Consider the following 16,977-nt stretch of genomic DNA (forward strand, 5'->3'; position numbering starts at 1 on the left):
CCGGAAATGACTCATCGCCCGTACACGCCGTGGCTGTTCCTGGCCCCAGGACTGGCCGTCTGCCTGCTGTTCGTCCTCTTCCCGTTCCTGAACATGATCGTGCTCGCGTTCACGGACGCGAGCGCGCTGGGCGGCGGCCAGTTCACCGGTGTGGACAACTTCGTGCGGATGGTCCAGGACCCGAAGTTCTGGGTGGCGGCGCGCAACAGCGGTCTCTACATGGTGGGCGTCGTCCCGCCGTTGGTGCTGTTGCCGCTGCTGATCGCGATGCTCGCGCAGAAGATCGTGCCGGGCATCGGAATCTTCCGCACGGCGTTCTTCACGCCGGTGATCGCGTCCACGGTCGTGGTCGGGCTCATCTGGACGTGGCTGCTCGACAGCCGCGGCCTGGTGAACAGCATGGTGGAGGCGTTGGGCGGCAGCAGGATTCCGTTCCTGACCGACTCGACGCTGCTGCTGATCAGCTCGATGGTGGTGACGATCTGGCGCGGCCTGGGCTACTACATGGTGATCTACCTGGCCGCGCTCGCGAACGTGCCGAAGGACCTGCACGAGGCCGCGATGGTCGACGGCGCGGGACCGGTCAGGAGGTTCTGGTCGGTCACCGTACCGAGTCTGCGCCCGACGATGGTGCTCGTCGCGGCGCTGAGCGCGGTCAACGGGTTCCGCGTGTTCTCCGAGATCTACCTGCTGTCGGGCGGGTCCGGCGGTCCGGGCGGGGCGAGCACCACGCTGGTGATGCTCATCCAGTCCGTCGGCCGCGGTCTCACCGGTGAGGTCGGGTACGCGTCGGCGCTGAGCGTGGTGCTGTTCGTGATCCTGCTGGGCCTGCTGCTGGTCACTCTGAAGCTCAACCGCAGGGAGGATCAGCTGTGAAGCGCGCCCATCTCTTCCTGGCACTGCGCTACCTCGGGCTGCTGAGCATCCTCGCGATCAGCATCGGGCCGTTCCTGTGGCAGTTCGCCACGAGCATCAAGGGCCCCGGCGAGGACGTGTTCGTCCCCGACTTCATCCCGGACGACCCGACGTTCGGCAACTACGCGGCCGTGGCCGACGTGGTGCCGGTCTGGACGTTCGCGCTCAACTCGCTCGGGGTCGCGAGCGTCAACGTGATCACGAACTGCCTCGGCGCGGCGATGGCCGGCTACGCGTTGGCACGGCTGAAGTTCCGGGGCCGCAGGTTCGCCGCGGTGATCTTCGCCAGCAGCATCCTGGTGCCGTTCGAGGCCATCATGATCTCGCTGTTCCTGGTGATGCGGGGGTTCGGGCTCACCAACACCCTCACCGCGGTCGTGCTGCCCGGCGCGATCGCCGCCCTCAACGTCCTGTTGCTGCGCAACGCGTTCCTCGCACTCCCCGCCGAAGTCGAGGAGGCCGCGGTCATCGACGGCGCCAACGCCTGGCAGCGCTTCATCCGGCTCGGGTTGCCGTCGGTGAAGGGCACGCTGGTCGTGGTGGCGCTGTTCTCGTTCATGTTCAGCTGGGACGACTTCCTCTGGCCGCTCATCGTGCTGAGCGACCAGGAGAAGTACACGCTCACCATCGGCCTGGCGTACCTCCAGGGCACGTTCGTGCAGAACCAGCGGCTGGTGGCGGCGGGCACGATCATCGCCGTCGTGCCGCTGATCCTGTTGTTCCTGTTGCTGCAAAAGCACTTCTTCCGCGGAGTGGGAGAAGGCGCGATCAAGGGATGAACCCCAAAGGAGTTCGGCGTTGCGTTTCGGCGTGAACTACACCCCTTCCCAAGGCTGGTTTCACCACTGGCTCGACTTCTCCCTCGACGACGTCAAAGCCGACTTCGAGTCCATCGCGGCTCTCGGCCTCGACCACGTGCGGGTCTTCCCGCTGTGGCCGGTGTTCCAGCCCAACCGCGGACTGGTCCGTCCCCAGGCCGTCGAGCAGCTCTCCCAAATGCTCGACGCCGCCCGCGAGACCGGTCTCGACGTCCAGGTCGACGTCCTGCAAGGACATCTGTCGAGCTTCGACTTCTACCCGTCGTGGGTGCAGACCTGGCACCGCCGCAACATCTTCACCGACCCGGACGTCATCAGCGGGCAGAAGTTCTACGTCCGCACACTCGCCGAGGCGTTGCGGGACAAGCCGAACTTCCTCGGCTTCACCCTGGGCAACGAGGTCAACCTGCTCACCGAGTCGAACCCGTGCGCGCCCGAGCAGGCCGGCGAATGGATCGACGCGCTGCTCGACGAGTGCGAGAAGGCCGCACCGGGCCGTCCGCACGTCCACTCCGAGTACGACGCCGTCTGGTACGAGAGCGAGCACGCGTTCCTGCCGGAGCACGCGGCCAACAAAGGCGCGATGACGACCGTGCACTCGTGGGTCTTCAACGGCACAGCGCAGCGCTACGGATCCCTCAGTCCGGAGAGCGTCCACCACGCCGAGTACCTGATCGAGCTGTCGAAGGCGCACGCCCAGGATCCGCAACGGCCCGTGTGGCTGCAGGAGGTCGGCGCCGCCCAGCCCGAGATCACCGCCGAGCAGGCGCCGCAGTTCGCCGAGCAAACGCTTGCGAACGCGTTGACCTGCTCGAACCTGTGGGGCGTCACGTGGTGGTGCTCGCACGACGTCGACCGTGCGTTGGTGGACTTCCCCGAACGCGAGTACGAGTTGGGGTTGTTGACGACGGAACGCAAGGTCAAGCCGCTCGGCGAGGCGATCGCCCGGATCGTGCGCGAGGCAGCGCACGTGCCGGCCGAGCGCACGCCGATCAAGCTGCACGGCGACCGGCCCTCGTGGGGTCCGGGCGGTGCTTTCTTCGACGAGTGGATGGGCCTCGCGCGCGATGGCGTGCGGGCCTCGATCGAGCTGGGGTGAACACGTGCACGACGAACGCGCGCTGCTGGAAGAACGACTCAACCGCACGCTGAAGGAACGCATCCGCCCTGCCGTCTACGGCGAGACCGCACCGCTGGAACTGGCCGTCTGGACCGTGCCGGACGAACCCGTCCCGGTCGCGGAGGCCCTGGAAGCGACCTACGCGCCGGCGAGCGTCGGCGACGCCTGGGGCGCGCCGTGGAGCACGAGCTGGTTCCGGCTCACCGGAAGCGTCCCGGAGTCGTGGCGGGGCAGGCAGGTCGAGGTCGTGCTGGACCTCGGCTTCACCCACCCCGGCCCCGGTTTCCAGTCCGAGGGCCTCGCGTACACCGCCGATGGCCTGCCCATCAAGGGCATCGAGCCGCGCAACACGTACCTGCCCGTCGACGGTCGCGAGGTCCTCTTCTACCTGGAGGCGGCGGGCAACCCGACGATCCTCGACTTCCACCCGTTCCTGCCGACCCAGCTGGGCGACAAGACCACGGCGGGCACCGAGCCGTTGTACAAGATCCTCAAGGCCGAGCTCGCGGTGTTCCAGCCACAGGTGTGGCACCTGATGCTCGACATCGAAGTGCTCCAAGGTCTGATGAGGGAACTCCCGGACCACGACCCGCGCCGGCACAAGATCCTGCACGCGCTGGACCGGGCGATGGACGCGCTGGACCTCAACGAGGTGGCCGCCACCGCCGACCTCGCGCGGGCGGAGCTGGCCGGCGTGCTGGCGTTGCCCGCCAACGCCTCCGCGCACAAGGTCTCCGCGATCGGCCACGCGCACATCGACTCCGCCTGGCTGTGGCCGTTGCGCGAGACGGTCCGCAAGTGCGCGCGCACGTTCTCGAACGTCACCAAGCTGATGGACGAGTACCCGGACTTCTACTTCGCGTGCTCGCAGGCCCAGCAGTACGAGTGGATGAAGGACCACCACCCGCACGTGTGGGACCGCGTCCGCGAGAAGGTCCGCAGTGGACAGTTCGTGCCGGTCGGCGGCATGTGGGTCGAGTCGGACACGAACATGCCCGGCGGCGAGGCGATGGCCCGCCAGCTCGTGCACGGCAAGCGCTTCTTCCTCGACAACTTCGGCGTCGAGACCGAGGAGGTCTGGCTGCCGGACTCGTTCGGCTACAGCGCCGCGCTCCCCCAGCTGATCAAGCTGTCGGGCTCGCGCTGGTTCCTCACCCAGAAGCTGTCGTGGAACCAGATCAACAAGTTCCCGCACCACACGTTCTGGTGGGAGGGCATCGACGGCACGCGGATCTTCACGCACTTCCCGCCCGTCGACACCTACAACTCCTCTTTGAGCGGCGAGGAACTGGCGCGGGCGTCACGTCAGTTCGCCGAGCACGCCAAGGCATCGCGGTCCCTGGTCCCGTTCGGCTACGGCGACGGCGGCGGTGGCCCCACCCGCGAGATGATGGAGACCGCGCACCGCGTCGCGAACCTCGAAGGCTCGCCGACCGTCCGCGTGGAGCCGCCACGCGAGTTCTTCCAGGCCGCACAGGACGAGTACCCGGACGCGCCGGTGTGGGCGGGCGAGCTGTACCTGGAGAAGCACCGCGCCACCTACACCACCCAGGCCAAGACCAAGCAGGGCAACCGCCGCAGCGAACACCTCCTGCGCGAGGCCGAGCACTGGTCCGTCGCGGCCGCCCTGGCAGGCGCCGACTACCCGTACGACGAGCTCGACCGGTTGTGGAAGACCGTGCTGCTGCACCAGTTCCATGACATCCTGCCGGGCAGCTCGATCGCCTGGGTGCACCGCGAGGCCGAGGCCACCTACGCCCGCGTGGCGTCCGAACTCAAGGCACTGACCGCCCAGGCCATCGACGCGCTGAAGGGCGACGGCGACGACGAGCTGACGTTCGACGTGCTCGGCGGCGGCGCCCCCAGGCCGTTCGTGGCACCGGCCGACGGCGTGCTGGACAACGGACGGCTGCGCGTCACGATCGACGCCGACGGCATCGTCGAGTCCATTCTGGACCTCGAAGAGAACCGCGAAGTCCTGCCACCGCACGGTTTCGCCGGCATGCCGCAGCTGCACCGCGACAACCCGAACCAGTGGGACGCCTGGGACATCGACCCGTTCTACCGCAACTGGAAGGCCGACCTGATCCCGTCCGAACGCGTCGACACCTCCGATGGCGTGGTCGTCCGGGCGAAGTTCGGCAACTCGGTGCTCACCCAGACCATCCGGCTTCGCGAGGGCGCCAAGCAGGTCGACTTCGACACCGAGGTCGACTGGCAGGAGCGGGAGAAGCTGCTCAAGATCGCGTTCCCGCTCGACCTGCGCGCAGAGGTCTCCACGGCGGAGACCCAGTTCGGCCACCTGCACCGCCCGGTGCACACCAACACCTCCTGGGAGGCGGCGAAGTTCGAGATCTGCGCCCACCGCTACCTGCACGTCGGTGAACCCGGCTACGGCGTCGCGGTGGTCAACGACTCGACCTACGGCCACGAGGTCACCCGCACCACCCGCGAAGACGGCGGAACCACCACGACCGTGCGCCTGTCCCTGCTGCGCGCACCGAGGTTCCCCGACCCCGAGACCGACCAGGGCGAGCACCGCTTCCGCTACGCCCTCGTGGTCGGCGCGGGCATCCCGGAGGCCATCGACGCCGGGTACCGCATCAACCTGCCGCCGCAGGCCGTCCGCGGTTCGAACGCACCGGAGGAGTTGGTGCGCACGAACAACCCCGCGGTCAGGGTCGAGGCCGTGAAGCTGGCCGACGACCGGTCGGGCGACGTGATCGTCCGGCTCTACGAGGCGCACGGCGGCCGTGCCCGCGCCTCGATCAGCACCTCCTTCGCCTACACGGCGATCCAGGAGACCGACCTGCTCGAACGGCCCCTGGCCGACGCGTCGGCAGAGGTGGTGCTGCGCCCGTTCCAAGTGATCACCCTGCGGCTTACGAGGTAACGCATGAAGAAGCTGTTCCTGGCCCTGCTGCTGGTGGCGCTCGCCGCGCCACCGGCCCAGGCGGCCACCCAGAAGCGCACCGTCGTCTACTACCAGACCCAGTACAGCAACGGCGCGACCGGAACGTACGTCTCGCCCAAGCCCCTGCTCGACCGCAACACCGGCGTCACGGACGTCCTCGTCGCCGCGATCCACCTCAACGACAACAGGATCGTCCACCTCAACGACCACCCGCCGTCGCACTCGCGCTACACCCAGATGTGGGCGGACCTCGCCGCGATGCAGGCCCGCGGCGTCAACGTGATCGGCATGGTGGGCGGCGCCGCGCCGGGCTCGTTCCAGCGGCTCGACACGCAGTTCGACACCTACTACCCGTTGCTGCGCGACACGATCCGCACCTACAAGCTCAACGGCGTCGACCTCGACGTGGAAGAGCGGATGTCGATCGCGGGCATCCGGCGCGTGATCGACCGGCTGAAGACCGACTTCGGCGCGAACTTCATCGTCACGCTCTCCCCCGTGGCGAGTGCGCTGTGGGGTGGCGGCAACCTCTCCGGCTTCAACTACGAGGAGCTGTACCGCAGCCACGGTTCGAAGATCGCGTGGTTCAACGGCCAGTTCTACAACGGCTGGGGCAACGCGGGCAGCACCGCGAACTACGACCAGATCATCAACCGCCGGGTGATCCCGGCGAACAAGGTCGTGCTCGGCACGCTCACCAGTTCGGCCAACGGCGGGTCGGGCTACGTGAACATGACGACGCTCGGCAACACGGTGCGCAGCCTCAAGACCAAGTACACGAACTTCGGCGGCGTGGCGGGCTGGGAGTACTTCAACTCGCTGCCGGGCGGTACCGCGGCGCCGTGGCAGTGGGCGGCGGACGTGACGGCCATGCAGAAGTAGGCCGAACGGCGCAACTTGGGCGGGGTGGGCAACCGACACCCCGCCCTCACGCGTTAGGGGGCAGGGCTCTCGCCGGGGAGGCGAGGGCGAGATGAGGGGGAACTTTCGCATGCCTTCTTGGAGACCGATCGCGGTCGTCGCGGCCGCAGTGCTGGGGATGCTCGTGCCCGGCGTGGCCCACGCGGCGCCGCCGGCGAACGACGACTTCGACGCGTCGACGGCGATCACCGCGCTGCCGTTCACCGTCGAGCAGAACACGAGTGAGGCGACCAAGGCCTCCGACGACTCGTTCTGGTGCCAGCCCTACGACTCCCAGGGCTCCGTGTGGTTCCACTACACCGCTACCGAGACCGGGCTCCTGCGCGCGACGTCCGCGGGCAGTGGCCGGGAGATGATCATCTCCGCCCAGACCGGTCTGCGCGGTGAGTTGCGCGGGGTGGAGAACGCGTGCAGCGTCGGCAGCCGGTACCCGATGACGTTCCGGGTCACGGCGGGCACCACCTACTACTTCCTGATCAGCGGCTACGGCGCTCCCGGTGGCGCGCTGAAGTTCTCGCTGGACAAGGTCGCGCCCGCGGCCAACGACGCCTTCGCAGCGGCCGAGCCCGTGAGTGCTCTGCCGTTCTCCGCGCAGCCGGACGCGTCGGTGGCGTCGTACGAGGCCGATGAGCCAGAGTCGACGTGCGTGTACGACGAGCGGAAGCCGTCGGTCTGGTACTCCTACACGCCCACGACCTCCGCGCTGTCCGTCGTGCCCAAGGCGACGGGGAACGAGGCGGCGGTCACCGTCTACACCGGTGACGACATCACGAGCCTCAGCCAGATCGCTTGCAGCCAGGGCAACTCCTGGTCACCTGCCGTGTTCCGGGCGAACCCCGGTACGACCTACTTCCTGCGCTTCACCTCGTCGCACGCCAACTACGGGTACGAGCCGGTCTCGGTGAGCCTGTCCGAGGCACCGCCGCTCCAGCCGTACATGATGATCAGCTCGGACCAGCTGAACGTCTTCAGCGAGGTCGTCTTCCAGGCCGACTCCTACGGCGACATCGACGGTGATCTGACCGTCGCGTGGGACTTCGGCGACGGCACGACGACGCCGGCCAAGAAGGGCTCCGTGCGGCACCAGTACCGCACGGACGGCACCTACCAGGTGACCATGCGGGCCTCGACCGACGACGGCCGGACCGCCACGAAGACGGCCCCGGTGACGATCGAGACCCACGACGTCGGCATCACGAAGTTCGTCGTACCGGCCTCGGCGCGGGCGGGGCAGAGCAAGCCGATCACCGTGCACGTCGCGAACACCCGGTACGCGGAGCGGGCCACGGTCACCCTGTACAAGAGCGACGGCGGCTCGTGGACCGAGGTCGGCCGGTCGGAGCTCGAGGTTCCCGCACATCCCACGCGCAAGGTGCAGTTCCCGTTCGCCTACACCTTCACCCCGCAGGACGCGGTGGTCGGCAAGGTGAGTTTCCGCGCGGTCGTGTCGCTGGACTACCCGGTCCGCGACGCCCGCGCGGTGGACAACGAGGTGATCTCGATCGCCGCCACCGTCCGGCCTGCCGCCACCACCACCGCCGTCGCGAACTGAACCGGGGGAACAGGATGAGAACGACCATCGCCGCCCTGGTGGCAGTGCTGATCACGGCACTGGCACCCGGTCTCGCGCACGCGGCCGAACCGCCGTCGAACGACGACTTCGACCACGCCACCGCGGTCACATCGCTGCCGTACCACGGCGAACTCACGACCGCTGGTTCCACGAAGGCACCCGATGACCCGACCGAGTGCTACTACTACGGCACGGACTCGGTGTGGCTGAGCTACACCGCGCCCGAGGACGCCATCGTGCGGGCGACCATCGGCGGCCAGCCCTACATGGCCGTGTACACGGGCGAACGCGGCTCGCTCTCGATGGTGCCGGGCACCTGCACGTTCATGCAGACCAAGACCGACACGTTCCACGTCAAGGCCGGCACGACCTACTACTTCGCGCTCGTCGAGCACTACGCCGGCTACGGCAAGGACTTCACGTTCGACCTGATCACCGTCCCCGCCGAGGCGAACGACGACCGTGCGTCGGCGTCGGTCACCGGGTTCCCGGCGACGTTCGAGGGTGATCTGCGCCGCGCCTCGTCCGAGCCGGACGAGCTGAGGTCGGCCTGCGAACCCGAGGCGGTGCAGTCCGTCTGGTACCGGTACACCGCCGACCGCGCGCGTTTCGTCCACCTGGCGAGGACCCAGAACTACGGCTTCACGGTGAGCGCGTTCCGTGCGGGCGATCTGTCCGAAGTGGACTGCGCGAGCGCCCGCGTCAACAACGGCGCGGTGTTCGCGGTGGCCGCGGGCGAGTCCTATCTGATCCGCGTCGCGGCGGAGGAGGCGAACGCCGGGTACTTCAAGATGGCCTTCGGGAACGCGCCCGCGATCAGGCCCTCGTTCAGCGCGCCCACGGATCCGTCGGCGTACAACGACATCTCGTTCACCCCGTACGCCGGCGACCCGCTCGGCATGGACCTCGCCACCGGCGAGATCCAGTTCGGCGACGGCACGTCCGCGCCGATCACCGGCAGGGACACGATCAAGCACCGCTACGCGAAGGACGGCGAGTACAACGTCCGCGTGACCGGGTCGACGAAGGACGGCCGCTCCGGCACGACCGAGCGGGTGCTGAAGGTGGAGACGCACGACGTGACGCTCTCCGGCTTCTCGGTGCCGTCCACCGCGCGTGCCGGCGAGACCAAGCGGCTCAAGGTGTCGGTGGGCAACAACACCCGCTTCGACGAGGAGGTCACGGTCAGGCTGGAGGCGGAGTCCGGTGACATCGGCTCTCTCACCCAGCGCGTCGCGGCGGCCGGCAAGGTCGAGTTCCCGTTCGCCTACACGTTCACCGCCGATGACGTGGCGAGGGGCACCGTGACGTTCAAGGTGGCCGGCAACCTGCGGTACCGCTACGACCTCGACGACAACCCGAAGGACAACGAGCTCACCGCGAGCACGAAGGTGCGTCCCGCAGCCGGCGGGAGCACCCGGATCGACTAGGTGAACGACCCCTTACCTGACTGCCCGAGTGCGTGCGCACCTGCATCTCGGCCGCCGGGTAAGGGGTCCTACGCCGATGCCTTAGGTGATCGTCCGATGTAAGGGGTCACCCCTCAGGAGCAATCTCATCGTTGTCAGCAAGCGAGAGAAACGCACTGAGGAGTGAGTCTGATGGAGTGGACGCCCGAGGCGATCAAGGCGGAGATGGACTACCGGCAGTCGGCCCTGCGGGAGGACGCCCGCCGCGTCCAGGAGTACTACCGCAACGGCGGGAAGCCGCGGTCGTGGTGGCACCGCATGACACACCGGCACGAGCCTGAGGTACCCAACGGTCACCAGGCCGCCTGATGCCGGGGGTAGCCGCGGGGGTGTGGTTCCTCTCGTCCAGGAACCACACCCCCGCGGCTTTCTTACGTCCTGACTAGGCCTTGGGCAGCCACGCCTTGACCTTGTCGGCGTTGGCGTCCGCCCACTTCTTGGCGGCGTCCTCGGGCTTCATCTTGTCCTCGGCGATGTACTTCGCGACCGTGTTCTGGTCCTCGTTGGTCCACTTGAAGTTCTTGACCAGCTGGTAGGCCGGGCCGTTGGCGTCGGCGAACTTCTTGGACACGAGCTTGTCCAGGTCGTAGTCCGGGTAGTCGCACGCGATCTTCTCGGCGTCCGCGTCACAGCCCGCCTTGTACTCGGGCAGCTTCACCTTCTCCAGCTTGATCTCGTTGAGCAGCCACTGCGGCGAGTAGAAGTAGCCGATGACCCACTTCTTGTCCTTCTCCGCCTGGCGGAAGGCCTGGATCAGCGCGGTCTCGCTGCCGCCGTAGACGACCTTGTAGTTGAGGTTCAGGTTCTTCACCAGAGCCTCGTCGTTGGTCACGAACGACGGGTCGCCGTCGAGCAACTGGCCCTTGTCGCCGGACTCCGACGTCTTGAACTGGTCGGCGTACTTGTTGAGGTTGTTCCAGTCGAGGATGTCGGGGTGCTCCTTGGCGAGCCACGGCGGCACGTACCAGCCGATCTGGCCCTTCACGCCCGTGGAACCCGCGCTGACGGCGGTCTTCTGCTCGTCGATGTACTTCTTGCGCAGGTCGTCGTGACCCCAGTTCTCGACCACGGCGTCGACCTCACCGGTGCCGAAGCCCTGCCAGGCCACCTCTTCCTTGAGCTCCTTCTTGGTGACCTTGCACTTGAGCTCCTTCTCGGCCACGTACGCGAGGACGGCCGCGTTCGCCTCGTAACCGACCCACGGGTTGATCGCGAGGTTGAACGTGCCGCAGTCGCCGGTCGCACCCGAGGAGGTGTCACCGACCTTGGCGCCACCGCAACCAGCAAGGGCGAGTGCTCCTACGAGCACTGCTCCCAGCACGCTGTGCCTAGCCACTTTCCAGACCTCCTAGTTGGTCCACCGCTTGGCGGCCGCCTGGGTGAGGCGGTCGAGCATCACGCCCAGCACGACGATCGCGACACCGGCCGCGAGCCCCTTGCCGTACAACTGGCCCTGCGAGAACCCGGCCACCACGTCATAGCCGAGCGCGCCGGCGCCGACGAGACCGCCGACGACGACCATCGAGAGCACGTAGATCAGGCCCTGGTTGGCGGCGAGGGTCAACGCCCCGCGCGCCATGGGCAGCTGCACCTTCACGATCGTCTGCCACGAGCTGGAGCCCAGCGCCGTGGACGCCTCGACGGTCGCGGGCGACACCGCGCGGATGCCGTCCGCGATGATCTTGATCGCCACCGGCGCCGCGAACACCACGGCCGCGATGATCGCGGTGAACCGTGACGCGGAGAACAACGCCAGGAAGGGCACCAGGTAAACAAACGCGGGCATGACCTGCGCCGCGTCGAGGATCGGCCGGATGAACCGGTCGGCCCGCCTGCTGCGTCCCATCCAGACACCGACGACGATTCCCAGCAGCATCACCAGGATCGTGGCGACCAGGGTGGACGCCAGCGTGATCATCGAGTCCTGCCACAGGCCCGTCGCGATCAGCGCCGCGATGCACACGGCGGAGACGATCGCCGGCCGTACGCCGCCGATCATGAACGACAGCGCCACGATCACCAGCGCCACCAGGAACCACGGCGACTCGGCGAGCAACGCCTGCAGCGGGTTGATCAACACGATCGTGACGAAGTCCTTGAAGCCGTCCGTGATCACCGGCAGCGAGTCCTGCGCCCACTCCGTCACGGCGGTCGCGCCCTTGCGGATCGCGCTGCCGATCTCCACGTCCGACTGGAACTCCGCAGCCCACAGGTAGGTGTAGGAGAGGTAGACGCAGACGCCCGTGACGCCGAGGCCGCCGAACAGCGCCCAGCGCGGGAGCGTGCGGCGCTCGCTCGCGGCGGCCGTCGTCACGCGGTCCAGCACGATCGCCAGCACCACGATCGCGAGGCCCGCGTTGAACGCGGTGCCGACGTCGAGGGTCTGCAACGCCTTCACGACCGTCTTGCCGAGACCCGGCGCGTCGATCAGCGCGGCGATCGTGACCATGGACAGCGCGGCCATGATCGTCTGGTTGATCCCGAGCACGATGGTCTTGCGCGCGGACGGCAGCAGCACCTTCACCAGCGTCTGCTTCTGCGTCGCGCCAAGGGACTCGCTCGCCTCGACGGTGGTGCGCGGCACCGTGCGGATGGCGTGCGCGGTGATCCGGATCGCGGGTGGCGCGGCGTAGATCAGCGTCGCGATCGTCGCACTCGCCGGACCGATCAGGAAGAACAGCGTCAACGGCGCCAGGTAGACGAAGGTCGGCATCGTCTGCATGAAGTCGAGCACCGGCGTCAGGATCCGGTGTGCCCGATCGGACAGTCCCGCCCAGATTCCCAGCGGAATGCCGATGAGCAACGAGATCACGACCGCGGCGAGCGTCAGCGAGAGCGTGTCCATGCTCTCCTGCCACAAGCCCTGCAGGCCGAGGAACACGAAGCCCGCGACGGCGAGCAACGCGACCCGCCAGCCGGCGACCGCGAGGCTGACGAAGCCGGCGATCGCGACCACGCCGAGCCAGCCGATCACCGGCACGGGCCGGCCGAACGACGGCTGCGCGATCAGGGCCTGGATGAAGGTCACGAACTCGTCGATGACGAGCCGGATCTCGTTGAAGAAGTACAGGAACACGGGGTTCGAGTTCCTGGACGCGCCGACGGCGTCGTTGACGTCGTTGACCCACCGGTGCAGCGGGGTGAGATCGGCGGCGCCGAGCGCCAGCGTCCCGACGTTGCGGAACACCAGCCACAGCACCAGCCAGGCCAGCACTATCCCGGCGAAGATGAGAGGTTTGCGCGGTAGTTGCCTAGGGGCGGCGACGGCAACCATGTTCACGCCTCCCCGGCCACGACCCCGAGGATCTCCTCGTCCGCGACCACACCGAGCAGTTCGCCGTCCCGCACGACCTTCACCGGCTTGTCTGCGCCGAGCACGCTGCGCACGGCTTCCCGCACAACGGTTTCGGGCGACAGCTCAGGGCCGTCGAGGTCGTCGTCGGGACGCGGCGGGCGCATGATCCACTTCAGCGTCAGCACGTGCGACTTGGGCACGTCCCGCACGAAGTCGCGCACGTAGTCGTCCGCGGGCGCGCCGACCAGCTCGTCACCGGTGCCGACCTGCACGACCTTGCCGTCGCGCATGATCAGGATGCGGTCGCCCAGCTTGAGCGCCTCGCTCAGGTCGTGGGTGATGAACACCATCGTCTTGCCGACCTCGCGGTGCAGCCTGATGACCTCGGACTGCATGTCGCGCCGGATCAGCGGGTCGAGGGCGGAGAACGGTTCGTCGAAGAACAGGACGTCGGGATCGCCGGCGAGTGCGCGTGCGAGACCGACGCGTTGCTGCATACCACCGGAGAGCTGATCCGGATAGGACTTCTCGTTGCCGGACAGTCCGACCAGATCGATCACTTCCTGTGACCGCTCCGCACGTTTCGCCCGAGGTACCCCGCGGATTTCCAGTCCGTAACCGACGTTGTCGGCGACTGTCCGATGAGGAAGCAGACCGAAGTGCTGGAACACCATGGAGAACTTGTTCCGGCGCAGGTCACGCAAACGCTTGGGGTCCGCTTCGAGAATGTTCTCGCCTTCGAACATGATCGTGCCCGCGGTCGGTTCCACCAGCCGCGTGAGACAGCGGACCAGTGTGGACTTTCCCGATCCAGAAAGTCCCATGACCACGAACATCTCACCGGGAGCGACGTCGAAGTCGACTCCCCGTACTGCGGCAACGGAACCCGTGCGGTCCATCAGCTCCTGCCGCGACAACGCCTTGAGCTCGTCCGAGGCCACCAGCTGTGATGCGTTGGGGCCAAACACCTTCCACAGGTCCCTGACCGAAATCACGGGATCCACGCCAAACCACTCCGACCTGTTGCGGACTGCGCACACCGTTTCTCGATGCGCGACAGCATTGACCTTCGCACGGGTACGGTCAAGGGCTGATACAAATCTGATCCTTTGTGGACAACCAATCATCCCATGACTTGACTGCATCTGATCGATCGGGAAAAGCTGAACTGAGCGGTCTCCTGCATCGCTCTTCCCCCCGACGAGGAGCTGTTCGTGCAAGCCCCCAGAATCGCTCTGGCAATGACGTTCGTGTTGACAATTGCCGGTTGTGGCGGTGGATCAACGGCGTCACCCCGCTCCAGCTCGGCAGCACCGACAGAGCCCTGCGACTCCATCACCATCGCCGTCAACCCGTGGGTCGGCTACGAGGCGAACGCGGCCGTGGTCGCGTACCTCGCCGAGAAGCGGCTCGGCTGCAAGGTGACGAAGAAGGAGGTCGACGAACAGACCGCCTGGCAGGGCCTCGACTCCGGCGAGATCGACGTGATCCTGGAGAACTGGGGTCACGAGGATCTGAAGCAGAAGTACATCGAGGAGAAGCGCACCGCCGTGCGGGTGGGCCCGTCCGGCAACAAGGGCGTGATCGGCTGGTACGTGCCGCCGTGGATGAAGAAAGAGTTCCCGGACATCACGAACTGGCAGAACCTCAACAAGTACGCGGACAAGTTCAAGACCCCCCAGTCCGAGGGCAAGGGCCAGGTGCTCGACGGCGACCCGTCGTTCGTGACGAACGACGAGGCACTGGTCAAGAACCTGAACCTCAACTACAAGGTCGTCTACGCGGGCAGCGAGCAGGCGTCGATCAAGGCGTTCCGCCAGGCCGAGGAGAAGAAGACGCCGCTGATCGGCTACTTCTTCGAGCCGCAGTGGCTGCACCTCGACATCGAGCTGGTCAAGATCGAACTGCCCGAGTACAAGGCGGGCTGTGACGCGGACGCGGCCCAGGTGGCCTGCGACTACCCGCGCTACGAGCTCGACAAGATCGCTTCCAAGAAGTTCATGGACAAGCGCGGGCCCGCGGCCCGGCTGATCCAGAACTTCCAGTGGAGCAACGACGAGCAGGACACGGTCGCGTCGTTCATCGCGAAGTACAAGATGTCGCCCGACGAGGCGGCGAAGCGGTGGGTCGAGGCGAACCCGGACCGGGTCGAGGACTGGCTGTCGAAGGCCAAGCCGTGACCAACGGCATCAACTCTTGACGCGCGACCACCACTTCTCGTCGGGGCCGGAGATGTCCTCGACGCTGAGCCTGCGCACGGACCCAGCTCGCTTGAGCCGGGCCACCAGCTGATCCTGTCGTTGCGCGAGCCGGCGGTAGATCTCCACGGCGGAGGTCTCCTGCCGGCTTCGCTGTCTTTCGACGGTCCGCCAGTTTCCGAGGAACTCGAGTGTGAGATCGGCGACTGCCTGCCCGCCGTGCGCGGTCAGCGTGTCGGCGGGCGAGGCGAACCGTCCCGCGTGGAACGCCAGGTTCCGGGTGACGTAGAGCCACTCCAGCAGCGCGGCGGCGGTGTCCTCCTGTTCACGCAGCCAGCCCGCGAGGACCTTCGAGTCCGCGAGCCTGCCGCGCCAGAGTTCTGCGAGGTCCTGCACGAGGCCGCCCTCGCTCTCGGCGAGCGCGGTGATGGCCTTCTGGGCGGCGTCGAGCTGTGCGTTCGGGCGGTTGTGGCCGATCAGCACCTCCAGCCACGCGTCCACCGACTTCAGGTGGTGCTTCACGCCGGTGGTCGGCACGTGCTCGTCGAGCGGTTTGCGCAGCTCGGTGTCGTGGTTGGTGACCACGACGTGCAGGCTGATGAGGTGCTGCCGCAGCATCTGCAAGGCGCAGGCCTTGGCCAGCCACGCGATCTTGCTCGGGTCGAGCCCCGTCGCCTCCAGCGCACTCCACGCGAGCCCCGCGCTCGCCATCGGCGCGTCGACCTGCCGCGCCAGGTTCGCCACCCGCATCGCGCTGCGCAGCTCGGCCGGCCAGTACGCGGTGAGCGGATAGGCGTTGCCGACCGTGCGCTGGTGCTCGGTGCCGCGGGTGACCCGCCCGCCCGGCGCGCTGACCTGCCACACCGGCGCGATGTTCAGTTCGGTGAGCCGCTCCCCCGCGGCGTACTGGTCGAGCACCTCGCTCAGAATCCGGCGGCCCCTTCGCGCGGCCGTGTGCACGTCCGCGGCCTCCACCGGCACCCGCACCAGCACCGACGACCCGTTGACGGCGTCCTTCAGGAAGTCGTCCTTCGGCAACCTGTTGCGATGCAACGGCTCCTGCCGCGCCTGGGGCAACAGCTCGTCCAGGTGCCTGAGCACTCGCGCACCCCTCACCACGAGCGCCACGACGTGCCGTTGCTCGCGGGGCCACAACACTTCGGCCAGGTCACCGGGCTTCTTGAGCCACCGCAGCAGGTCCGTGCGAAGTTGCCTGCCGTCCCGCCCGTGCATCGCCACGACCACCGCGACCTCACCGATCATCCTGGTGCGCAACGGAAGCCCGACGCCGTTCCACAGTGGAGCGATCCACCCCTTCACCGCTTTCTCCAGCGCTTCCGGGTCGAGCCTCGCGGCCGCGGCGGCCGTCACCTGAGGGTCGAGCCGCTGCCCGTCCGCCGCGATGGCCGAGTCGACGCTCTGCAGGACCTTGCGGGCCTCGGTGAGGTCCTTGGCGCCGCCGTGGGCGTACGCGGGCCTCGCCGCGTCCAGGCACGCCAGCGAGGTGGTGATGATGCGGCGCAACAGGTTCCACCGCGGCTGGTCCTCCGTCGCGTGACTCTCCAGGGCCGTCCGGGCCCGCGTGACGGCGAGAACGGCGCTGTTGAGGCCCGCGACGTGCTCGCCGAGGTGCGCGTCGGGGTCCAGTGCGCGCAGCACGCCCTGCAGCAACGCCCGCTGCTCGCGGTCGAGCCCGGCGTGGTCGAACGCCTGCCGCAGCCGGTCGTCGAGGTACTGGTAGCGCACGTGACGCA

At 67.6% G+C, this 16,977-nt stretch carries 13 protein-coding genes; 9 read left to right on the forward strand and 4 right to left on the reverse strand.

The genetic code is table 11. The annotated features are described in order from the left end of the window. Positions 1-6: 6 nt before the first annotated feature. The 8 genes from BM417_RS42070 to BM417_RS48280 all read left to right on the forward strand — a co-directional run bounded on the left by BM417_RS42070 (position 7) and on the right by BM417_RS48280 (position 10,039). Positions 7-876: a carbohydrate ABC transporter permease gene (locus tag BM417_RS42070; protein ID WP_093605715.1), complete on the forward strand. Its 870-nt coding sequence runs from the start codon at positions 7-9 to the stop codon at positions 874-876. Further along, a complete protein-coding gene (locus BM417_RS42075; protein ID WP_093605716.1) occupies positions 873-1,694 on the forward strand; it encodes a carbohydrate ABC transporter permease in 822 nt (273 codons plus the stop codon). The genes BM417_RS42070 and BM417_RS42075 overlap by 4 nt, the downstream gene beginning before the upstream one ends. Positions 1,695-1,713: 19 nt before the next feature. Further along, positions 1,714-2,832: a glycoside hydrolase 5 family protein gene (locus BM417_RS42080; protein ID WP_143139053.1), complete on the forward strand. Its 1,119-nt coding sequence runs from the start codon at positions 1,714-1,716 to the stop codon at positions 2,830-2,832. Between the two features lie 4 nt (positions 2,833-2,836). Then, positions 2,837-5,746, forward strand: coding sequence for an alpha-mannosidase (locus tag BM417_RS42085; RefSeq protein ID WP_093605718.1), 2,910 nt, complete (start codon positions 2,837-2,839; stop codon positions 5,744-5,746). A 3-nt stretch (positions 5,747-5,749) separates the two neighbouring features. Beyond that, positions 5,750-6,649, forward strand: a complete 900-nt coding sequence (locus BM417_RS42090; protein ID WP_093605719.1) for a glycoside hydrolase family 18 protein — start codon at positions 5,750-5,752, stop codon at positions 6,647-6,649. Between the two features lie 109 nt (positions 6,650-6,758). Next, positions 6,759-8,240 (forward strand): PKD domain-containing protein, encoded by a 1,482-nt coding sequence (locus BM417_RS42095; protein WP_177320919.1) that lies wholly within the window; start codon positions 6,759-6,761, stop codon positions 8,238-8,240. 14 nt (positions 8,241-8,254) lie between these two features. Further along, positions 8,255-9,691 (forward strand): PKD domain-containing protein, encoded by a 1,437-nt coding sequence (locus tag BM417_RS42100; RefSeq protein WP_093605721.1) that lies wholly within the window; start codon positions 8,255-8,257, stop codon positions 9,689-9,691. Between the two features lie 171 nt (positions 9,692-9,862). Then, positions 9,863-10,039 (forward strand): hypothetical protein, encoded by a 177-nt coding sequence (locus BM417_RS48280; RefSeq protein ID WP_177320920.1) that lies wholly within the window; start codon positions 9,863-9,865, stop codon positions 10,037-10,039. 73 nt (positions 10,040-10,112) lie between these two features. Here BM417_RS48280 and BM417_RS42105 read toward each other — a convergent pair whose 3' ends face one another. The 3 genes from BM417_RS42105 to BM417_RS42115 are packed head-to-tail and all read right to left on the reverse strand — an operon-like array spanning position 10,113 to position 14,020. Then, positions 10,113-11,066, reverse strand: coding sequence for an ABC transporter substrate-binding protein (locus tag BM417_RS42105; RefSeq protein ID WP_093605722.1), 954 nt, complete (start codon positions 11,064-11,066; stop codon positions 10,113-10,115). Between the two features lie 12 nt (positions 11,067-11,078). Then, positions 11,079-13,004 (reverse strand): ABC transporter permease, encoded by a 1,926-nt coding sequence (locus tag BM417_RS42110; protein WP_093605723.1) that lies wholly within the window; start codon positions 13,002-13,004, stop codon positions 11,079-11,081. 2 nt (positions 13,005-13,006) lie between these two features. Continuing rightward, positions 13,007-14,020, reverse strand: coding sequence for a quaternary amine ABC transporter ATP-binding protein (locus BM417_RS42115; RefSeq protein WP_218164737.1), 1,014 nt, complete (start codon positions 14,018-14,020; stop codon positions 13,007-13,009). Positions 14,021-14,266: 246 nt separating this feature from the next. Between BM417_RS42115 and BM417_RS42120 the strand changes: the two genes are divergently transcribed. Further along, on the forward strand, positions 14,267-15,205 hold the full coding sequence (locus tag BM417_RS42120; RefSeq protein WP_093605725.1) for an ABC transporter substrate-binding protein: 939 nt from the start codon (positions 14,267-14,269) through the stop codon (positions 15,203-15,205). Between the two features lie 9 nt (positions 15,206-15,214). Here the strand turns inward: BM417_RS42120 and BM417_RS42125 are convergent, their stop codons facing one another. Beyond that, complete coding sequence (locus BM417_RS42125; protein ID WP_143139054.1) at positions 15,215-16,969, reverse strand: hypothetical protein; 1,755 nt, start codon at positions 16,967-16,969, stop codon at positions 15,215-15,217. Between the last annotated feature and the right edge of the window lie 8 nt (positions 16,970-16,977).

The sequence above is a fragment of the Lentzea waywayandensis genome (genome assembly GCF_900115955.1).
Lineage (GTDB): Bacteria > Actinomycetota > Actinomycetes > Mycobacteriales > Pseudonocardiaceae > Lentzea > Lentzea waywayandensis.